The organism is Brevibacillus fortis (assembly GCF_046196545.1).
In the GTDB taxonomy this organism is placed as follows: Bacteria; Bacillota; Bacilli; order Brevibacillales; family Brevibacillaceae; genus Brevibacillus; species Brevibacillus fortis_A.
Genome location: NZ_CP176370.1, coordinates 3,023,405 through 3,047,249, shown reverse-complemented (window position 1 = coordinate 3,047,249; position 23,845 = coordinate 3,023,405). Strand labels below are relative to the sequence as shown.

Sequence of the window (23,845 nt, the reverse complement as noted above, 5' to 3'; positions counted from 1 at the left end):
CATTCCGTAATTACCTCAACATCTTTCTATGAAAAATGGCCTGATGCAAATCTTGTAAATCCCTCATGACTACTTGAGTAGCAAACTGATTGGTAGTCGCGCATACTGACAATTTGTAGTCTGGATCGATTTCATACTGATGAAATGACCAAGCATCGCGCGAATCATTTTGCGAGACTGTAATCGATTGATCTAGATGTTTTCGAATGGCGAATGATTGCAACGGGATGGAGAGCCCCATGCCTCTCGCTTTTATATAACTCTCCTTCAAGGTCCAAAGGTCGTAGAAATACGAAACCTGTTCAGCCGGATGTTTTGCCAAGAGATCTACTACTTCGGCTGGTGCAAAATAATGAGTGGCAATATCCAATTCAATCGGACATATTTGCTCCACATCAATCCCCACCTGCGAGTCATGCGTGGCGCAGACCACCCATTCTCCAGAATGCGAGACGTTAAAGCAGAAGTTGGGAAATGATTTCAAAGAAGGTTTTCCATATGCATTGTAGTCATACTCGATTTCGTCATTGGAAATCTCGTAGGCTTCACAAATGAGAGAGCGTACGAGCACATCCGCGAGCAACGCCCGATTGGAATCAGCCGGATTTCTGAAACGGTTGACCCGTTCCCGCTTTTCTTCGGGTAGTGCTTGCAAAAATCGGTTGAACAACTCTTTCTCCATGACAGCAGGACATTTCAAAGCGTAAATGGCGATCATGTGGCACTCACTCTTCTTTCTGTCAATTCAAGATTACTGACTTGTTCTGCTCGATCCTTTCGCTGCTGCACTTCATACAAGTTGGCATACGTTCCATTGTGTTCCATTAACTCAACATGGCGACCTTGCTCGATGACTTTTCCTTGATCCATCACGTAAATCACATCGGCATCCTCTACAGTCGACAGGCGATGAGCGATGACGAGTACCGTTTTATCTTTCATGAGTGCGGTTAATGCTTGCTGTACCCAATACTCCGATTCTGCATCCAAAGCGGAGGTTGCTTCATCTAGTAGAAGAATTGGTGCATTTTTCAGGATGGCTCTGGCAATGGCAATTCGCTGACGCTGTCCGCCAGATAGCTTGGCACCGCGTTCTCCTGTTTTGGTCTGGTAGCCATCTGACAGTTCCATAATAAAATCATGCGCATATGCTGCTTTGCTTGCATTGACGACATCCTCTTCCGAAGCATCCAGGCATCCGTAACGGATATTGTCTTCGATGGTTCCTTCGAATAAAAAGGCATCCTGAGGCACGTACGAGATCAAGCTTCTAATTTCTGCTAGAGAATAAGCTCCCATGGGCTTGCCCAGTAAATACAGAGAGCCGCTCGCAGGTGGGTAATAGCCTAACAGAAGTTTCATGACGGTGCTTTTTCCACTTCCACTCGTTCCGACTAGCCCAGCCATTTGGCCTTGCTCGACTCGTAACGAAACACCATTCAGCACGTTTGTGGCTTCGTTGTATCCGAAAACGACCTGCTCCAACTTCAGCATGCTTTCGCATGGCTGGTGATTGTCGGAGCTGTTCTGATACTCTTCGGGTTCGAGAGGTTCATTTAGAAAATCGACGACCCGAGAAGCGCCTGCAAGCGAGCTCTGCAACGCTGTAATGACTTGGCCAAGCTGGAGAAATGCCAGAGTAACAAGCATCTGTTGCTGAACCAAAGCGACCAGCACGCCCAACCCGATCATTTGTTTGGATACCATCATGATTCCAAAAACAAGCATTCCCCCGAAGCTTAAGAATTGGATGAAAAAATTGGTCCCTTCCAATAATCCGTGTTTATGCCCTTGCTTGATGGCAGACGAAGCAACTTCTTCGTTTGCTTCCGTGTAACGTGCGGTCACAACGTTATGTAAATGGAACATTTTAATGATGGGCAACCCAGACAAAAAATCGTTTAATCTTTCTGTCCCTATCCCCATCTGCTGCTGCATTCGGTCTCCAATGCGCCGGACTGACTTGGCAAACAGCGTATTCACATAAAGAGTCAATGTGCTTACGAGCAACAGGACGACGGCAATTTTCCAATCCATGGCAAACATCCCTATGATCGAGCCGATCAGCGACAGCAGGATGATGCTTAATGTTTTCAATTGCTCAGCGTACGCGTTTTCCATAAGGACAACGTCGTTGCCCAGTCTCGACATCGTATCTCCTGAATGGTGTTGCTCATAATAATCGAAAGGCAGCTTGCTCAAGCGTTGATAGACATGCAGCCGAATGTTGGCAATGAGCTCGCGGACGCATCGTCGATAGATGTAGCTGAAAAAAGGCGACAAGATACTCAGCAAGAGGAACATCACAGCCATGGTGACAATCGCTCTGGTTAATAAAGCAGGGTCTTTTGTGTTCGCAAAATCCGTCAGATCCTTGAACACGAAAGGTAAAGATACCAATACAGCTGCTTGACCGATTCCGTCACCCACGAGTCCCAAGATATACGCTCGCTTTTTCGATTTCATAAACGACAGCAGTTGAAGTAGTTCCCGCATCAAATTCTGGATGAACATGCCTATACCCCCCCTGCAGCCAGCGAGCTGTTCATCTCTGTGGCAAACTGTTTTTGATACAATCTGGTGTAAACGCCGCCTTGAGCAAGCAAATCGTAGTGTGTACCTCGTTCAACAATTTGTCCTTGCTCCAAAACAAGCACTTCATCCGCGTCTTTTATCGTAGACAGTCGATGAGCAATGACGAGAACAGTCCGATTTTTCATCACATTTTCCAACGCTTCCTGGACCAAAGCTTCCGATTCTGTATCTAAGGCAGACGTTGGTTCATCCAGCAGCAGAATTGGGGCGTCCTTCAAAATCGCTCGGGCAATCGCGATGCGCTGTTTCTGTCCTCCAGATAAACGAGAGCCTCGTTCTCCCACTTTTGTTTGATATCCTTGAGGCAGCTCCATGATGAAGTCATGCGCATTGGCCGCTTTTGCCGCTGCGATGATCTCGCCTTGTGTCGCATGAATGCGTCCATACGAGATATTTTCTGCTATAGACACGGGGAAGAGCATCGTATCCTGAGAAACCATGGAAAGATTGCTCCGCATGTCCGTCATATTCCAATCCGTCATGGAATGCCCGAAAACATTCAGTCTTCCGTTGCCCTGCTCCATTGGATAAAACCCGCACAGCAACTTCATGATGGTACTCTTTCCACTCCCGCTGGCACCTACTAACGCAACGGTCTTGTTCGGATGTAACGTAAAGCTAACGTTATCAAGAATCCTTGCCTGATCGTAGGCAAACGTAACGTTCTCAAACTGTACAGGAATCGCCTCTCGATTAACAGGAATCACAGGCTGATCATTTTGTTCGACTGGCTGTGAAAAAATTTCTTGCAGTCGCTTTGCCGCACCTGATGTCTCTTGTACTTGGGCAAACAACACGGGTGCGAGTGAAAGTGGTTCGATAATAAAGTGAAGCAAATAGCTGAAGATGACCAAGCTGCCCAGATCCAATTCTCCCGCCTGAATCAAGTACCCGCCATAAGCGACAAAAAACAGGATAGGGGAAGAAAACAATAAAATGCCTGGTGCTGTCATCCACGCGCGTTTCTTCTCTGCCTGGAACGCATTTTTCAATACCTGCTTCATCCCCGCATGGTATTTACGATACAGGACGCCTTCCAATTGAAAAGCTTTGACCATGTGAATCCCGGAAAGAGTATCCTGAGCGATGGCGTTCGTTTGACCCAGATGCTCCTGCATTTGCTCCGAATATTTTTGAAGCGGTCTGCTCATCCACCCTGTGATAGCGATGGCGACGGGAAGGATTGCGACGCTGAAGATGATTAACTTCCAATTAATCGTCAACAACAGTCCAAGAGCTCCGACAAAAACAACGGGCAAATAAAAAAGCTGGAAGAAATGCTTTTGCAAAAAGCTTTGCAAGATTTGGGCATCCGTTGTTAAGCGAGAAACGAGATCGCCGGAATGATATTTATCCATGGTGGACATGGGGACTTTTTCGAGATGAGAAGCCAAGCTGTTTTTCAAATCTCTCATGGCTCTTGAACTGAATCTAGCTGCCGAATAGGTAATGAAATATTTCGAGAGAAAACCGACGATGGTCAGACAAAAAATGATGAGAGCCATACTGACCAGCTTGTCGAAGTTGTTCGTATGTTCGACCATGGTTTTGATCAGGATTCCCATCCAAATGTTTGCCACAGCCACAAGAAGCGAGGCAATGATACAGATCATGACCCAACCTCGATAAGGCTTTACATATGAGAGTACCCAGCCAAACACGGGCTCTTTCTTTCTGTGGTGAGCTTGCTTGGTAAAAATCATTTGCTGCTCCTCTCCAAGGATGTAATGGATGAGCTCCCCTTGGAAAACGTGTTCCCAAGGGGAATCATCACAAAGCCGCGATCTTATTTCAGAATGAACAGCTCTTGCAGGATGTCTCGGAGGATGGAGGCATTCATCGTCACGTAATTTCCTCCCAACATTCTGGAGTGGATTCCGTACCCTTCGTACGTCATCAGTCGTTTCGTAGCCTGTGCCCAAGCGGCTTCATTCCATTTGACTGCGACTAGATCTTCCTCGCCCGATTCCAGCTCTGATTGAATGAGGTGAATCGCTGCGTTTGTTGTACCCGAATTGATCAGTTGATTGTGGTGCATGACGTAGCTGACCGTTTTTCGCATGAAGCTTTGCTTGACGAATTCATTGGAAGCATACAAATGGAAGTCTTCTTGTGTCATGTTGAACATCTCGATGTTTTCTCCAATTTCAGCAAATAACTGGGCAATGTCACTCTCTGTTTCCGCCAGAGTTCTTTCCATCACCTTGTCTTTCCAGTACGAATCGAACAAGATGAGGTCGGTCACGACATATCCTTGGTTCTCCAGTTCTTTTGCAACATCAAACGCCAGATTGCCTCCCGATGAATATCCCATGAGCGTATAGGGTCCTTTTGGATCAATCGCGACGATGGCTTCAATGTACTGCTCAAGTCGATTGTCTTCTTCGATGAAATCAAAGCTATACAGAGAAACGCCCTTGATTTCATCAGCAAGCTTCTGGTAATAGACACTCTGGGCACCAATTGGCGTAAAGCAGAATACCTTTCTCGCCGTCTCTTCATTTAAGAGAATGGCTCTTCCGGAGTTGCCCTCGAAGTTCTTGTGCGTGATGAAATCCGCTACCTTCTCAATGGTTGGATGCTGGAAGATGAGGTTCAATGGCAGTTCAATCTGCATGTACTCATACATCTTTGCAACGAGCAGCGTTGCTTTCAATGAATGTCCACCCAGTTCAAAGAAATGGTCAGTGATGCCGATCGGTTCGATCCCCAAAACTTCCTGCCAAATGGATGCCAATTGATGCTCAGTCGCAGTTCTTGGTGCCACGAACTCACGAGTGGTCGCATCTGATGACTGTGGCTTCGGTAACGCTTTGCGATCCACTTTTCCATTGGCCGAAAGTGGCAGTTGATCCAACTGGACAAAATAGCTTGGAACCATGTAAGCAGGCAGTTCCTTCGCCAAATGCCTTCTCAGCTCAGAAACGGATACCTCTGCTGCTGTGACCAGATAGGCGCAAAGATACTGTCCGGCAGTTAACTCATCTTCTTGCACAACTACCACTGCTTGATCGATGCCATCGTAAGCGAGTATGGTGCTCTCGATTTCCCCGATCTCGATGCGGTACCCTCTCACCTTCACCTGTTCGTCAGCCCGACCGATGTAATCGATCGTGCCATCTGTCCGCCATTTCACCAAGTCACCCGTTTTATACATGAGCTCTCCTGGCACAAACGGATTCGGAACGAACTTTTCTTGTGTGAGCTCTGGTTTATTCAAATAACCTCTTGCAAGTCCGGGTCCTCCGATGCATAGCTCTCCCACTACGCCGATCGGTTGCAAGTGATGTTGTGTATCTACGATGTAAACCTGGACATTGGCTAGCGGTCGCCCAATCGTGATGTCTTGCCCTGCTTCGATTGAACGAGAGATGGTGGTGACGACACTGTTTTCAGTCGGACCGTATTCATTGTTGATCTCGATTGCTGGATGCTTTTCTTTCGTTTTTTGCACAAGCTGCGCAGGTAGTTTCTCGCCTCCCAATGTTACGCAACGCAGAGGAGTGAAATCTGCAGCAGTTGAGCAATCCAGAATCGCTTGGAATAAACTCGGTACACCGTAATAATGTGTGACTCCCGTTGAGGCAATCAGCTTTTTCAGCGCTACCGGATCTTTGGCTTCTTCCTCTCTCGGCAAGACGCAAGTAGCACCTCCGAGAAGCGGAGCGAACAAGCTGGCTACAAACCCATCGAAGGCAAAAGAGAATACCTGCAACGCCTTGTCTCCCGGTCCGAATCCATACTCATCTCTTCTCCACTGCAAGCAATTGACGATTCCCTGATGTGGTATCATGACGCCCTTCGGCTTACCGGTCGTCCCCGATGTATAGATCACATAGGCGAGATCGGTCTGTTGATTGAGTGATGCGAGATTGGAGCCATCCATCTCGACGTCATGCTCTGCATCCAGATCAAGCCAGTCAAGTCCGCTCGACACACGAGACAATAGTTCTGACAGATGAGACTGGCAGAGAAGCAGTGCTGCGTCGCTGTCCGCAAGCAAGTACTGAATGCGTTCTTGCGGATACGCCGGATCGATCGGAACATACGCACCGCCTGCCTTTAAAATACCGAGGATGCCAATGATCATCTCTGGTGAGCGCTCTGCCATAACTGCCACAAGACGATCAGGTCCAATTCCTTTGGTGCGCAGAACTCTTGCCAGTCTGTTGGCTCGCTCATTGAGCTCGCTGAACGTCAGTGACTGACCATTAAAGAGAATCGCTTCCTGATCTGGCGTCTTCGCGACTTGCTCTTCGAATAATTGATGCAACGTTTTGTCTTGTAAATATTTTACAGATGTATCATTGAAATTCTCGAAAATTTGCTGCTTCTCCTCCTTTGTGAGCATGTCGATCTCACTCAAGCGGATATGCGGATTTTGCACAACGCTTTGTGCAATTGCCATGAAGTGGTTGCTTAACCGTTCAATGGTTTCTCTTGTAAACAAGCTTGTGCTGTACTCCACGCCGATGCTAATCTCTTCACGCTCTTCTGTGGCAATCAACGTCAAATCAAATTTGGAATGGCTGCCAGCCTGATCAGTCATGAAAGGAGCAAGTGTCAAGCCAAGCAGGTCGATGGAATCATCCATGTTGTTCTGCACAGTAAACATAGTGTCGAAGAGCGGGTTTCTGCTCAAGTCTCGCGGTATGTCCAGTTTTTCCACCAGCTCTTCAAACGGATAATCCTGATGAGCGTAAGCGTCCAGTGCATTCTGCTTGACTTCCAGCAACAACTCGGAGAATGTTTTTCCAGCATGCGGCTTGTTTCTCATCGCCAATGTGTTGACAAACATACCGACAATCGGTTCCAGTTCAGCATGGGATCTGCCTGTAATCGGTGTGCCGACGATAATATCCTCTTGCCCGGAATACTTGGAAAGCAATACGTTGTACGTTGCGAGGAGCACCATGTACAGCGTCGTTCCCGTTTCTCGGGCCAGCTGGTTCAAGCCTTCCATGAGTTGTTTACCGGTTCCGATGGTATACTGATCCCCTGCGAAATTTTGAATGCTTGGTCGGGTGAAATCCGTTTGCAGGTTTAGCACTGGAATTTCGTCTGCAAACACTTGAGCCCAGTACTCTTCTTGCTTGTTGAAGGCATCGGATTGGAAAAGCTCCTGTTGCCATACAGAGAAGTCCTTGTACTGGATTCGCAGCTCTGGCAAAACATCCCCTTGATACAGCTGCACTAAGTCTGTCAGGAGAATACCAGACGATACACCGTCGGAAATGCTATGATGCATGTCGGTAAAGAGCACATGACGATCTTCTCCGATATGCAGAAGACGTACGCGAATGAGCGGCGCTACTCCCAGATCGAATGGCTGAACGAGGGAGGAAAGAACCTCTTGTGCCTGGTCTTCTGTGATCGTTGTATACGAAAGTTCAAAAGAAACTTCCTCGTGAATCTTCTGAACAGGTTCTCCATTTACAACGGCAAAAGACGTACGTAGACTTTCATGTCGCGCAATCAGCTGCTTGAACGCTGTCTCTAATCGTTCCGGTTCCAGCTTCCCTTCGATCAGCATGGTTGAAGGCATATTGTAGCTGATGCCGACTCCCTCGAACTGATGGAGGATATACATGCGCTTTTGAGCCGATGAAACTGGGTAATACTCTTGTGCAGGTGCTGGTTGAATCGAAATGACATACCCTCTAGCTGTCTCTTCGAGGTGTGCAGCCAATTGCTGAATCGTCGGTTTTTCGAACAAAACACGAAGCGGAATATCGACTTGATATTCGTTATGCATGCTCGAAATCACACGCATTGCACGCAGGGAGTGACCGCCAATTGCAAAGAAATCATCCTGAATCCCTAATTGTTCCATATTCAGCACTTGCTCCCATACGCGGGCCAATTGTGCTTCCAATTCTGTACGAGGTGCTACGTACTCCGTCGTTCTCAGCAAAGATACATCTGGCGCCGGCAAGGAACGTCTGTCGATTTTCCCATTTGCGGTAAGCGGCAGTGCTTCAAGTGATACGAAATACGATGGAATCATCGCTTGAGGCAATTCCTTTAGCAATTCCTGGCGTACTTGTGCCGTGTCGATCTCGTGCTCTGCCACCATGTACGCGCATAAATACTTTTCTTGTCTGTGATCCTCTCTTGCGATGATAACTGCTTCCAAAATTCCGTCCAGCTTGCGCAGCTGTGTCTCGATTTCGCCCAGCTCGATACGGACACCCCTGATTTTCACTTGATGATCGTTACGACCCAGGAATTCCACATTGCCATCCGCACGCCACTTCGCCAAATCACCCGTACGATACAGCAGTTCACCTGGCGCGAAAGGATTCGGTACGAACTTCTCCAGTGTCAGCTCAGGTCTGTTCAAATAACCGCGAGCGACCCCTGCTCCACCGATGCACAACTCACCCACGACTCCAACAGGCTGAAGATTCAATTGTTGATCCATGACATACATCTGCATGTTCGGCAGCGGTTTTCCGATCGGTACCGTTCCAAAGCGGATCGATGAGACATCCGTTTCTTCATAATAGCTGGAATCGATGCACGCCTCTGTTACCCCATAACTGTTAACAATGCGCAACGTCTGGCTGAATCTCGCGAGCAGGGTCTTGAAGTCTTCTGCTGGACAACTGTCCGCTCCGAGAATCAGGAGCTTCATCTGACTGATGTCGAGCTTGTTTTCGTAAATGTAATGCATCAACGGCATGATCAAAGCTGGTGTCGCTTCGAAAATAGTGATTTCATACCGCTTGATGATTTCGTACAAGGAAGCAGGATCCATTTTGACCTCATTCGGGCAAATGACCAGCTGCCCTCCTGTGAGCAATGCTCTAGCAAAATCGCCAGTCGAAACGTCAAAGGCGAAGCTCGCCATTTGCAGCAAGCGAACCGGGAAGGTGTCCAAGTGATACTCATCCTGCCAAGCAAACGCGACATTCGCATAGCTCCGGTGCTCGATCACGACCCCTTTTGGCTTGCCAGTCGTACCGGAAGTATAAATGATGTAAGCGGCGTGTTCCGGCAGTGCCACAGGCTCCAGATTGCTCGCTTCCCCCTGATACAGCCCCTCTGCATCCAGATAGAGAGTTTCGTGAGGGAATGCGAGCTGCGTATTCAGCTTTTGCAAAGTAAGGAATAGTTTCGCATCGCTATCTTCCAAAATGAATGCTTGACGCTCCAATGGGTACTCTGGATCAATTGGGACGTAGGCGCCACCGGCTTTCAAAATACCGAGCGTCCCTACCACCATGTGCAAGGAGCGGTCTACCATGATGCCGACCGTGCTCTCTGGCTTGACTCCCTTTTGGCGTAATACACGTGCGAGCTGGTTTGCTTTTTCATTTAATTCGCGATACGTTAACTGTTCATCCTCGAAGATGACAGCTATCTGGTTCGGTGTTTTTTCGACCTGCTCTTCGAATAGCTCCTGGAACGTTTTGTTCGTTGGATAAGCGGCTTTTGTTGCATTGAAATCATGCAGCATTTGCTCCATCTCATCTTTTGACAAGACACTGATCTCTGCCAGCTTGCTATCTGGATTGGCAATGATCGACTTTAGAAGATTGACGTAATGCGTTGCCATGCGATCGATCGATTCTTTTGCAAACAACTTCGTGCAATAGCTGAACTGAACGAGAAGCTCATCCTGTTGTTCCATCGCATCCAGAGCGATATCGAATTTCGCGATCTTGCCATCTACCGGGTAAGGAGACATGTTGAGTCCTGCAATTTCTAATGCAGATGAGTCCGCAAGCCCCAGACTGAACATCGTATCGAACAGAGGATTTCGGCTTAGATCGCGCCGCACTTGCAGCTTATCTACGAGATGTTCAAACGGATAATCCTGATGTTCAAACGCATGTAGCGCATTTTGTCTCACGTCACCCAAAAACTCGCGGAAGGTCAGGTTGCCTCCTGCTACATTTTTCAAGGCAAGCGTGTTGACGAACATGCCGACGATTCGTTCCACATCTGCGTGGGATCGACCTGCAATCGGTGTGCCGACTACGATTTCTTCCTGTCCTGCGTATTTGGACAGCAGTACATTGTAGGCTGCCAAAAGCACCATGAACAGTGTTGAGCCCGTATTTGCAGCGAGTTGCCGCAACTCCCCAAGCAATTGATTTCCTGTACCGATTGCTACTGTGTCGCCTTCGAAGCTTTGTACAGTAGGTCTTGGGAAATCATTTGGCAGGTTGAGTAACGGGATCTCCCCTGCAAAGACATTCGTCCAATAATCCTCCTGTTTTTGAAAACGCTCAGACTGGGACAGCTTCGTTTGCCAAGCAGCAAAATCTTTGTACTGAATGCGCATGTCAGGAAGCTGCTTTTCTTCGTACAAGCTCGCAAACTCCTTGGCGATGACTGCAAGCGATACGCCATCCGAGATAATGTGGTGCATATCCATGAAGAACAAATGTCGTTCTGCTCCCAGTTTGATCAAGTCAACCCGGAACAACGGAGCCACTTCCAGATCAAACGGCTGGACCAACTCCTGAATCCGTTGCTCTACTTGGTCTTCTGTCGCCTCAGAAATACCGATTTGCAGGGTGACATGCTCATGGACTCGTTGTACGGGTTCCCCGTTTTTCGAATGGAAGGATGTTCGCAAGGATTCATGTCGTTTTACCAGTGTTCGGATCGCATGTTCAAAACGTTCGTAATCCAGATGGCCATCTATTATCAGCACATTTGGCACGTTGTAGCTGATCCCGCTTCCTTCAAACTCATGCAGGATGTACATTCTTTTTTGAGCGAACGAGACTGGGTAAAAGTCTGCTTGCTCTACTGGTTGAATGGTTTCGAACTGTTCTATTTCACTCGCGGTGATATAGGCAGCCAGTTCATGAATCGTAGGAGATTCAAACAGTGCTTTTAACGGAAGCTCAACCTGAAATGCTTTGTGCACCTGCGTGATCACATTCATGGCCTTCAGGGAATGTCCGCCCAGTTCAAAGAAGTTGTCGTGAATGCCTATCGCATGAATACCGAGTACCCCTTGCCAAATCTCAGCCAGCTTCGTCTCCGTTGCGTTTTGTGGAGCGACATATGTGGAGCTTTGAACCCGATCACCAGTTGGTTCAGGCAATGCTCTGCGATCGAGCTTTCCGTTTGCAGTCAAAGGCAGTTTATCCATTTGGACATAGAACGCTGGCACCATGTAGCTAGGCAATTCTTTGGAAATTGCTTCTCTCAACTCTGCTACGTCGATTTCCGTTTCTGGAACAAAATAAGCGCAGAGAGCTTTCTGGCCGTTCGTATCATCCATTACCGTAACGACAGCTTCTTTTACCTTTGCCAGATTGGTGATAACGGTCTCGATTTCCCCAAGCTCGATCCGATAGCCTCTGATCTTTACCTGTTGGTCGATACGTCCCAAATACTCAATTGTTCCATCCGCCTTCCATCTCGCCAAATCCCCTGTGCGGTACATGTTTTCACCAGAAACAAATGGATTCGGAACAAACTTCTCGGCAGTCAATTCTGGCTTGTTCAAATAACCTCTGGCTACCCCGTCTCCACCTACGCACAATTCACCCGGCACCCCAATTGGCTGCGGCTGATTGTAGCGATCCACGATATAAGCAGTGGAGTTCGTGATCGGCTTCCCAATCGGAATATTGTCTTCGAATTCCTTCTCAATCAAATAGCATGTAGAGAAAGTTGTGTTCTCTGTCGGTCCGTATCCATTCCAAATTTCCAGAGCGGGATGGGCGCTGTTCACTTTGTTGATGTGTCTCGGAGACAGTGCTTCGCCACCGACGATTAACGCACGTAAGCCATCAAACATCGCCGGGTTGTCTTGCGAAAGCTGGTTAAACAGTGGTGAAGTTAACCACATCGTTGTAATCCGATTCTCTCGCAGGAAGCTGCCCAGCTTCTCCGCATCCAACAGAACATCTTTGCTCACGAGGAACAAGCTAGCACCATGCAACAGAGCTCCGAAAATCTCAAACGTCATGGCGTCGAAACCAATAGCGCCTGTTTGAATCATGCGATCTTCTTCGCGTACTTGAACGTAATTCGTATTTTTCACCAATCGGGTGACATTGCGATGCTCGACCATGACTCCTTTTGGTTTGCCCGTTGATCCCGACGTGTACATCACATAGGCCAAGTCTTTGGCGTCATTGAAATCGGTCAGATTGCTGTCATCTTCTTGCTCCAGGCTCTCGTCTTCCAAAATGATTGGAATGAGACCTTCTTCGACGAGATGCAACAGATGTCTTTGAACAAGGACAACCTTCACGCCGCCATCTTCTAGCATGTAAGAAATGCGCTCGGATGGATGCTCTGGATCAATCCCCAGGTAGGCGCCTCCCGCTTTGATGATCCCCATAATGCCTGTGATCATCTCGAGAGAACGATCTGCGATCAGTCCCACCACGGAATCCTTCCCAATTTCCTCCCGGCGAAGAGCATTTGCAATCTGATTCGCTTTTTGGTTCAGCTCCCGATACGTCAGCAACTGTTCGTTCATCACAACTGCAGTATGCTCTGGTGTTCTTTCCACTTGCTCCTCGAACAGCTCCTGAATCGCGCTTTCGCGTGGATACGCGGCAAACGTGTTGTTGAGTGCAACAGTTACAAGGTGTTTTTCTTCCTCGCCGAGCAAGTTGATTTCACGCAACGCCGCTGTTTGGTCTGCAATGACTCCTCGAAGCACCTGGAGGAAATGATCTGCCATTCTTTCCATCGTGTCTCTTTGGAACAATTTCGTGGAGTACACGAGACCAAAATGAATTCCAGTCTCATCTTCATGCGCTTCCAGTGTGAGATCGAATTTGGCGTTGCCTTGCTGCCCATCTCCGGAGTAGGCTTCAAATTTAAGCCCATCCAGCTCATAAGCTTTTTTGTCCAGATTTTGCAAAATAAACATGGTGTCAAACAGCGGGTTTCTGCTGAGATCCCGCTGGATTTCCAGTTTTTCGACCAGCGCTTCAAACGGATAATCCTGGTGGGCGTATGCTTGCAGCGTATTCTGTTTGACATCTTCCAAAAATGCCTGGAACGATTTCGTTCCGTCAGGGTAGTTTCGCAAAGCCAATGTATTGACAAACATCCCCAAGACTTTTTCTACATCCGCATGAGATCTGCCAGCAATCGGCGTTCCCACTACGATGTCTTCTTGGCCGCTGTATTTGGAAAGGAGCACATTGTAAGCCGCCAGCAAGACCATAAACAGCGTGGTTTGGTTCTCATGGGCGAGCTTGTATAAATCGTCCATCAACGTTTTGTCTGTCTGGAACGTAATGCAATCTCCCTCAAAGCTTTGAACCAACGGGCGAGAATAATCGGCGGGCAGATTCAGTACCGGAATGTCACCCGCGAAGGACTTCAACCAGTAGTTCTCGTGCTTTGTATAGATGTCTGTTTGGAACAGATCTGTCTGCCAGACAGCAAAATCTTTGTATTGAACAGTTAGTTCTGGCAAAAATTCGTTTCGATACAGCTTCGAGAATTCTTCCATGATGATTCCGACAGAGACGCCATCCGAAATGATGTGATGCATATCCATCAGGAAGAGATGTCGCTTCTCTCCCAATCTGAAGAGTCCGACCCTCAACAACGGAGCCTTCTGTAGATCAAATTCCTGCACAAATGATTCGATGGTTTGCTCGAATTGGTCTTCCGTCAAATCCTCATAGCGCACATCGAGTTCTACTACTTCATGTACACGCTGAACAGGCTCGCCATTCACTGTGTGGAAGGATGTCCGTAACGATTCGTGTCGCTTGACTAGACCCTGTATCGCGGTTTCAAAGCGTGCATGATCCAGATCGCCTTCAATAAACATCACGCTTGGCATGTTATAGACTGTGCCTGTGCCTTCAAACTGGCGCAGGACAAACATCCTCTTTTGTGCAGAAGAAACCGGATAATACGCTTGCCGCGGTACAGCCTGAATCGGTATATGTGTGTCTTTTCCACTTGTCTCGATATACTGTGCCAATGCTTGGATCGTAGGTGTCGCAAAGAGCACTCTGAGTGGAAGCTCGACTTGATACTCTCGATGGATCTGTGCGGCGAGCGACATGGCTTTCAAGGAATGCCCGCCTAACTGGAAGAAGTTGTCGAGAACACCGATTTCGCTTAGTCCAAGCACCTGTTCCCAAATCTCCACCAGCCTGCTTTCCACAGGACTTGCTGGCGCCACATATTCTGCTCCCGTTACAGGTCTGCCTTCTGGTTTCGGCAAGGCTTTCCTGTCAATCTTTCCATTTGGGGTAAGCGGGAGATGATCGAGCTGGATCAAGTACGCAGGAATCATGTAAGACGGCAAGCTTTGTGACAGATACGTCCACAGATTCGAGACTTCAAGCTTTTCTTCCGCCGTGTAATAAGCCGCAAGCGACGATTGGCCCTGTTGGTCTTCATGGACAATCACGACAGCCGAAGTCAGCTTTTCAAAGGAGAGCATAACCGACTCAATCTCGCCGATTTCAATCCGATAGCCCCTTACTTTTACCTGTTCATCCAACCGACCGATAAATTCAATCGTTCCGTCAGGGAGCCACTTTCCTAGATCGCCCGTCTTGTACATGCGCTCGCTTTCCGAATACGGATGAGAAACAAACTTCTCTGCTGTGAGTTCCGGCTTGTTCCAATATCCACGTGCCAAACCTTGGCCACCGATGCAAATTTCCCCGACGACGCCGATTGGCTGTAGCTGATGGAAATTGTCCACGATATAGATGCTGGTGTTGGCAATGGGACGTCCGATCGTTATCGCAGAATCCAGTTGCGAAATTCGCTGCCACGTGGCGATGACACTGCTTTCTGTCGGACCGTATTCATTGACGATAACCAGGTGCGGATTCTGCTGATTGCTCTTCTCAACGAGCTGAGCAGATACTTTTTCGCCCCCTAGTGTGACGGTTTGCAGGGAGCTGATATCCGCAGCAGAACCGCATTCCAATATCGCTTGGAATAAACTTGGCACGCATGTCATTTGGGTGCATCTCGCAGCTGCAATGAGGTTTCTGAGAGATACAGGGTCTTTGGCTTCTTCATCCTCCGCCAAGACGACGGTTGAACCGGAAAGGATCGGTGTAAAGAAGGAAAGCACAAAGGCATCAAACGCAAAGGATAGTGGCACCAGATTTCTATCATGGACACTAAACTGATACTCCTCTTTCTTCCACAACACACTGTTGACAATGCCACGATGCTCGATCATTACTCCTTTTGGCTTGCCTGTTGTCCCTGATGTGTAGATGACATAAGCCAAATCGGAAGCAGCTTGAATCGGCTCGAGGTTCAAACGGTTGGGAGAATAGCTCTTCTCCTCCTCCAGATACAGGCATTCCACGCTCACACTGGAAGCCAGCTTAGCTCCAAGATGTTTTTGGGTAAGCACCAGACGGGCTTCGCAATCCTCCAGCATGAAGGCCACACGATCTTCCGGATATTCGGGATCGATAGGCACGTAGGCTCCACCTGCTTTCAAAATGGCCATGATTCCCACAACCATTTCCACAGAACGGTTTGCCATGATTCCTACGAATTGGTTGGCCTTTACTCCCCGTTCACGCAAGGTAACGGCAAGCTGGTTTGCTCGCTCATTCAGTTCGTGATAGGACATCTGCTTATCGCCGATTTCAACCGCAGCAACCTGAGGTGTTTTTTCCACTTGCTCCTCAAACAGCTCATGTAGTGTCTTGTTCTGCGGATATTCCTTATGCGTTTGGTTGAATTCCACTAACAAGCGATGCTTTTCTTCATCAGAAAGCATCGTGATTTCGGACAATGTAATGGCTTGTTGCTCAATAACGGCATGAAGGATTCGGATGAAATGTGCCGCTATTTTTTCAATTGTTTTTCGTGTAAACAATTTGGTGCAGTAATCAAGGCTAAAGATGATCTCCTCATCTTCTTCGTACGCCTCTAATGACAGATCAAACTTGGCCTGATTCACTTCTGCTATATAGGGTGTAAACGTCAGTTGCTCCATTTCGAACGGCTTCTGATCCATATTTTGCAAGATAAATACGGTGTCAAACAAAGGATTGCGGCTCAGATCCCGTTGAATGTTCAGCTTATCGATCAGCTCATCCAGTGGATAATCCTGATTCTCAAATGCTTTCAGCGTATTGTTTTTTACTTCGTCCAAAAAGCTAAGGAAGGTCTTGGCTCCCACAGGCTCGTTTCGCAGCGCCAGTGTATTGACAAACATACCGATGATCGAATCCGTTTCTGCATGGGACCTGCCGGCAGTAGGCGCACCAACAATAATGTCCTCTTGTCCAGAGTATTTGGAGAGAAGTACATTGTAGGCAGCCAGCAGAACCATGTAGAGCGTAGCTCCTGTACCTTGGGCAAGTCGATTCAATTCTTTTTTCAAAAGGGCACCGGAGCTGAAAACAAATCGTTCACCCTCGAAGCTTTTCACAGAAGGTCTCGGATAATCCGTTGCAAGATTCAATACAGGAATTTCTCCCGTAAAGGTATCGATCCAATAGGCTTCCTGTGCAGCAAACTCTTCCGTCTCGAACCATTGATTCTGCCAATGGGCAAAGTCTTTGTACTGAATGCTCAGTTCTGGCAGCTCTTCCCCGTGGTAAAGCTGCGCAAGCTCTTGAACAAGAATGCCAATCGATACACCATCTACGACAATATGGTGCAAATCCAGCATGAAAAGATGGCGTTCCGCAGCCAGTTTGACCAGTCCAGCGCGAATCAGTGGAGCTTTTTCCAAATCGAACGGTTGAATAAATTGCTCGACGATTTGTTTGAGCTCTCCCTCTGTTGACTCCATCAACGAGATTTCCAGCTCGACATCTTCACGTACGCGCGCTACAGTCTCTCCTTTCATGGAGTGGAACGAGGTACGCAGAGATTCATGGCGCCTCACCAGACTCTTGAGCGCTTGCTGCAAACGCTCTGTATCCAGCTTGCCATCGATGTACAGGATGCCCGGCATGTTGTAGCTGATGTCTGCACCTTCCATTTGTCGGAGAATAAACATTCTCTTTTGTGCAGAAGACACCACGTAATACTCCTGCTTCTCGACAGGTTCAATCGTCGTATACTTGCCCTTGCCAGCAGTAGCGATGTATGCCGACAAGTCAGCGATCGTAGGCGATTCAAACAGTGTTTTCAACGGCACATCTACTTGAAGGATGCGATGAATTAAAGAGATGACGTTCATCGCCTTCAAGGAGTGTCCGCCCAACTCGAAGAAATGATCGTGTACCCCGATTTGGTTCACACCAAGTACACTTTGCCAAATGTCTGCGAGCGTGGCTTCCACTTCATTGCGCGGCGCTACATACACGGTTTCAGATGAGGATGCTCCCTCAGGTTGAGGTAATGCTTTGCGATCTACCTTGCCATTTGCCGTGAGCGGCAGCTTCTCCAAATAAACAAAATAAGAAGGAACCATATAAGATGGCAAATGGGAAGCCATATAAGCTCTCAGGTCGGCTGTCTTGATTTCCCGATCGGAAACGATATAGGCGTACAAGTTGTTTTGCCCTTCTTCATCTGTACGTGCAAGGACAATAGCCGTTTTTATCCATTCATGCTGCAAAAGCCTTGCTTCGATCTCACCCAGTTCGATCCGGTGGCCTCTGATTTTGACCTGATGGTCGATGCGTCCGAGGTATTCCACGTTGCCGCAGGCTAGGTACCTTACCATGTCTCCAGTACGGTACATCCTGCTACCTGGTTCAAACGGATTGTCCATGAAGCTCGCTGTTGTCAGTTCTTCACGATTCCAGTAGCCGCGGGCCAAACCATCGCCAGCAATGCACAGTTCTCCTGCAACCCCTACAGGCTGGAGCTGGTTGCTCGCATTTACGACGTACAAACGGACGTTATCAATCGGTTTGCCAATGGGAATCACGCCATACTCCGGCAAACGAGGGCAAATCCAGTATGTTGCATCAATCGTGGATTCTGTCGGGCCATAAAGATTTATCAACTGTGCCGTTTGCGTCTGGTAAAAGCGTGAAACAAGTGCAGGTGTCAATGCTTCTCCACCGCAGAAAACACGTTGCAAGCTCATGCAAGAGCTCCATCCCGGTTCGGTCATGATCAGGTCCAGCAAGGAAGGAACCATCTGTAAAGTGGTGATCTTCTCCGCTCTGATCATGCGAGTCATGTACTCGATGTCGCGATGTCCGTCTGGCTTTGCCAGTACCAGGCGTCCCCCCGTAATCAGTGGCAAATAAAATTCCCATACGGAAGCATCGAAGGAAAACGGCGTTTTTTGCAAGACAGCATCCTCTGTAGTCAGTGGGAAGGCATTCTTCATCCAAAGCATGTGATTGCAAATCGCTTGATGCCCGATCATAACCCCTTTGGGATTTCCGGTCGATCCAGATGTATAGATGACATAGGCCAAGTTATCCCTGCCAGCAACATTGTCAAGATTGGTGTCGTCACCCGCATAAATCGCTTCATCGTCTACGTCGATGATTTCTCCTGCATACTCTACTGTCTCTTTCAAATGACGCTGTGTCAGTAGAATGGGAGCTTTGCTGTCGCTGAGCATGTATTGGATTCTTTCTGCCGGGTAGGTAGGATCGATTGGCGTATACGCACCACCTGCTTTTAACACGGCTAACATGCTCACGACCATCCCGATAGAACGGTCTACCATAATTCCGATCAACGTATCTCGTTGCGTTCCTTTGCTCCGTAGCAAACGAGCTACTTGATTGGCCCGGGCGTTCAACTGGTGATAGGTCAAGGTGTATCCTTCATAGGTTACAGCTGCTTGATCTGGTGTAAGCAATACTTGCTCTTCAAACAATTGGTGCAAAACCTGATCAGCGGAGCGTTCGACAAAAGTATCGTTGACGTTCAGAATAAGAGCACGTTTTTCTGCTTCTGTCATCATGTCGATTTCTGCTAACTTGGCATTCGGTTGTGCACTAATGGTACGCAGAATTCCCAGATAATGGTGGGCCATTCTTTGGATGGTTTCTTTCTTAAATAACTTCGTTCCAAATGCGAATTGGAATTGAATGTCAGACTGCGATTCACTCGCATTCAAAGCAAGATCGAACTTTGAAATTTTGTTAAACAGATCATACGGAGCTGCTGTAAGCTGCTCGATTTCCAGCGACTGCTGATTCGCATTTTCCAAAGAAAACATGGTATCAAACAAAGGATTTCGGCTGATGTCACGTTGAATCGCCAGCTTTTCCACCAGCTCTTCAAATGGATAATCCTGATTGTCATAGGCCGCCAGCGCATTTTGTTTCACTTCTTGCAAGAAGTGGGTAAAGGCTTTGTCGCTCACAGGATGATTTCTCATCGCCAACGTATTCACAAAGATCCCCATGATGTTTTCCACATCGGCATGGGAACGACCAGCGACTGGCGTACCCACAATGATATCCTCTTGGCCGGAATACTTGGACAGCAGTACATGGTAAGCCGCGAGCAAGACCATATACAGGGTTGTTCCCGTATCTGCTGCTACCTTACGCAAACGCTCGGTCAATTCTTTTCCTGTGTCAAAAAGGACAAGATCCCCTTCAAAGCTTTGAATGGTTGGGCGCGGATAATCAGTCGGCAGATTGAGCAAAGGTATTTCATCAGCGAACGTATTTAACCAATGGAGCTCCTGCTTCTTGTACACGTCCGTCTGGAACAGCTCATTTTGCCAGGCAGCAAAATCCTTGTATTGGAGAGAAAGAGGCTGCAAGGGTTCTCCCTGGTACAACTTGGCAAATTCACTCAGCAAAATTTGGGACGAAACACCGTCTGAGATGATATGGTGCATGTCGAGCAGGAACAAATGACGGTCTTTGCCCAACTTGACCAAACCTGTTCGAATCAACGGAGCGATTCCGAGGTCAAAAGGACGGACAAAATCGCGCATGATCTGCTCCGCCTTGTCTTCCGTAGACTTCAGCATCAGGATTGGTACTTCTACCTCATCATGCACTTTCTGTACAGGCTCACCATCGATACGGTGGAAGGAGGTGCGCAAGGCTTCGTGGCGCTCCGCCAGTCGTTGGACCGTGCTCGCAAAACGATTGTAATCCAGCTTTCCTTCCAGCAACATTGCTCCTGAAATGTTATAGCTGATGCCACTTCCTTCCAATTGCTGAAGGATGTACATTCTCTTTTGAGCAGAAGATACGGGATAAAATTCTTTTGCCTCAACCGGTTGAATGGCTGTGTACTTGCTTTTCCCTGAGTTCGAGATAAAAGCAGCGAGCTGGGATACGGTTGGATTCTCGAACAGTGCCTTTACTGGCAAATCCACTTCCAACGCTTTAGAGACTTGAAAGATGACTGTCATAGCCTTCAGTGAATGTCCGCCCAAATCAAAGAAATGATCGTGAACGCCTACACGGCTAACCCCCAGGATCTGCTGCCAAATCTCAGCCAATTTTGTTTCCGTTTCATTCTGGGGAGCGACGTACGCTGTTCCCGTTACAACTGCACCGTCAGGCTTCGGCAATTTCTTCCGCTCTACTTTTCCATTGGCTGTCAGCGGAATTTCCTCCAAACGAACAAAGAAGGACGGGATCATGTAGGAAGGAAGTGTACTTCCCAGAAGCTCTCTCAATTCCGATACGGTCAACTCCTGCTCGGAAACAATGTAGGCATAGAGCACATTTTGACCACTGTCATCCTTTTCAGCGATGACGACGGCTTCCTTGATCCATTCATGCTGGGTCAAACGTGTCTCAATTTCGCCCATCTCAATCCGATGCCCGCGAATTTTGACTTGATGGTCGATTCTTCCCAAGTATTCCATATTGCCGTCCGGCAGCCATTTCGCCAGATCGCCTGTTCGATACATTTTGGTCCCAGGTCGGAACGGATTATCGATGAACTTTTCCTCGGTCAGCTCTGGTCTATTGAAATATCCTTTGGCTACGCCATCTCCAGCTATGTACATTTCGCCGATGGAGCCAACGGGTATCGGCTGCATAGAGGAATCGAGCAAATAAAGCTGGACGTTGTCTGCAGGGACTCCGATTGGTACCGATTCTTGGATGGTTTTTTTAGGGTCATACAAATAAATCATGCAGCCCACAACTGTTTCGGTAGGTCCATACTCATTGAAAATCTTGACATTCTGTCCAAAGTTCTCATAGATTCTCTTCGCCAATTGGGTTGGCAAGTTCTCACCACCGACAATAAACCGTCGGATGCTGCTGTTTGTTCCATCTATTTCTTCAATCAGTTTCAAATGTGTTGGCGTCAGCTTGATGATTCCCACTTGATTATCTTGGATGATGTCTAAAATGACCTGTACCTTATCTGTTCCTCGGTAGACATAGATCGTATTGCCTGACAGAAGCGGCGTGAAGATCGAGGTCACAGTCAAATCAAACGAAATGGAAGAGTATAGCGGAAAGTCTACTGCTTCCCCTTGGACATACTCCTTGTTCGCCCACCAAATGTAATTGACTAGACCTCGGTGGGTAATCATCGCACCTTTCGGATTCCCCGTGGACCCGGAAGTATAGATCATGTACGCCAAATCGTCCGGTGTGCATGAATTGTCAAGATCCGTACTGTCTCCTTCAAACAAGGAAGGATGGTCTAGGTAGAGGATGTCACCTTCAAATTCGACTTTTTCCTGAAGATGAGACTGTGTCAAGAGAATCGTCGTCTGACTGTCATCCAGTAAATACTGAATTCTCTCTATCGGATACTCAGGATCAATCGGCAAATAGGCGCCGCCTGATTTTAGAACTGCCATAATAGCCACGATCAGCTCAAGTGAATGCTCCGCCATAATGGAGACGATACTGCCTTGGGTAATTCCTTTCCCACGCAGAGCTCTTGCCAACTGGTTGGAGCGCTCCTGAAGCTCCTGGTAAGTAAGTCGATCTTCCCCGCAAACAACCGCAACTTTTGAAGGCGTCTGTCTTGCTTGCTCCGCGATCAGCTCGAAAATCATTTTGTCGCGTGGATAATCGGCGGTCGTGTCGTTATAAGCTACCAGTAATTGCTGTTTTTCCTCATCCGTGATGATTCCCATATCTTCAAGCAGTACATTCGGATTATGAATGACCTGTTCAATGATCGTTTTCAAGTGCCCTTCTACTCGGTTCATGAATGACTCCTCATAAACCGATGCATTATAGCTCAACTTCACATACATCTCATTCGAAGGTGTGACCGCTACCACAACGTTAAAATCATAGGAAGTTTGTTCTTCCCCATTTTCCACGTTGAATTGAAAGCCTAAGGAGTCCTCCAGATCATTCAAACCACTATCCGGGTAGTTTTCATACGTTACCAAATGATCGATTAACTCCTGTTTCAGTACCGTCTTGCTCTGAATTTCGTACAGCGGAGCGAAATCATAAGAAGCAGAAGCCAAGGCTTGCTTCTGAACTGTTTTTAGCAGCCCACTGAAAGTTTGTTTTCTGTTCGTTTGCACACGGGTTGGGATCGTGTTAATGAACAATCCAACCATGCTCTCAATCCCCTGGATCCCTGGCGGACGACCTGACACAACAGAACCGAATACCACATCGTCGGAATTTTTGTACTTGCTCGCCAAAATACCCCAAAGAGATTGAAACACGCTGCTCATCGTAGCCTGATTCTGATTGGCAATCTGCATCAGCTGCTGAGTCTGCTCAGGTGCGACGGTGAAAAGATTCTCCACATGTACATAATGGCCATCTTCCGCAACATTCTTCTTTTTAGGGAAATCAGCCTGATGGTCATAGCCTTCCAGGTAGTTCTGCCAGTAAGTAAGTGCTTCTTCTTTGTTTTGCTTATCCAGCCATTTGATATATTCGCTGTATGGTTTGGTCGCTTCCCGCGGAACCGCTTCGCCCTTACGAATGGCGGCATAGTACGCGAGCAGCTTATGTAGCAATACGCCCAAAGACCAACCGTCGACAATGATATGGTGGAATGCCCAAACGAACTGATACTGGTTCTCCCTCGTTTGGAAAATAGCTGCTTTCATCAAGACGTCTTTCGTCAGCTCAAACGTATGATGCTGGCTGGTATACGCTTTTATGTAATCGTTCTGATCATCTATTGGCAAATGAGCAATGTCTTCGAAATGAACGGTAACTTTTCTCTCTTTAAAAACAACCTGTCGAGGTCGCTGCAGGTTTTGATAAACAAACACAGTGCGCAAAACTTCATAGTTCTCTACGAGCTTGTTCATGCTCTCTTCAAATATTGGCAGGTGAAAATCACCTTGGAGTTTTGCGGACATCTGGAGGCAGTAGGCGCTACTGTCCGTATCTTTGACAGCATGAAACAACATACCCTCTTGCAATGGGGTTAACGGGTAAATTTTTGCAATATTCTCCTGCTTATTCAT

General features: G+C 47.7%; 4 protein-coding genes. All 4 read right to left on the bottom strand.

The window, feature by feature from the left end; genetic code table 11:
- Nucleotides 1-10 precede the first annotated feature (10 nt).
- Nucleotides 11-718: a 4'-phosphopantetheinyl transferase family protein gene (locus tag ACKKE8_RS15480; protein ID WP_409178914.1), complete on the bottom strand. Its 708-nt coding sequence runs from the start codon at nucleotides 716-718 to the stop codon at nucleotides 11-13.
- Nucleotides 715-2,514 carry an ABC transporter ATP-binding protein gene (locus ACKKE8_RS15475; RefSeq protein WP_409178913.1) on the bottom strand — a complete coding sequence of 600 codons (1,800 nt, stop codon included), beginning with the start codon at nucleotides 2,512-2,514 and terminating at the stop codon, nucleotides 715-717. The genes ACKKE8_RS15480 and ACKKE8_RS15475 overlap by 4 nt, the downstream gene beginning before the upstream one ends.
- A gap of 2 nt (nucleotides 2,515-2,516) precedes the next feature.
- Nucleotides 2,517-4,298, bottom strand: coding sequence for an ABC transporter ATP-binding protein (locus ACKKE8_RS15470; protein WP_409178912.1), 1,782 nt, complete (start codon nucleotides 4,296-4,298; stop codon nucleotides 2,517-2,519).
- An 83-nt stretch (nucleotides 4,299-4,381) separates the two neighbouring features.
- Nucleotides 4,382-23,845 (bottom strand): tyrocidine non-ribosomal peptide synthetase TycC, encoded by a 19,464-nt coding sequence (gene tycC, locus ACKKE8_RS15465; protein ID WP_409178911.1) that lies wholly within the window; start codon nucleotides 23,843-23,845, stop codon nucleotides 4,382-4,384.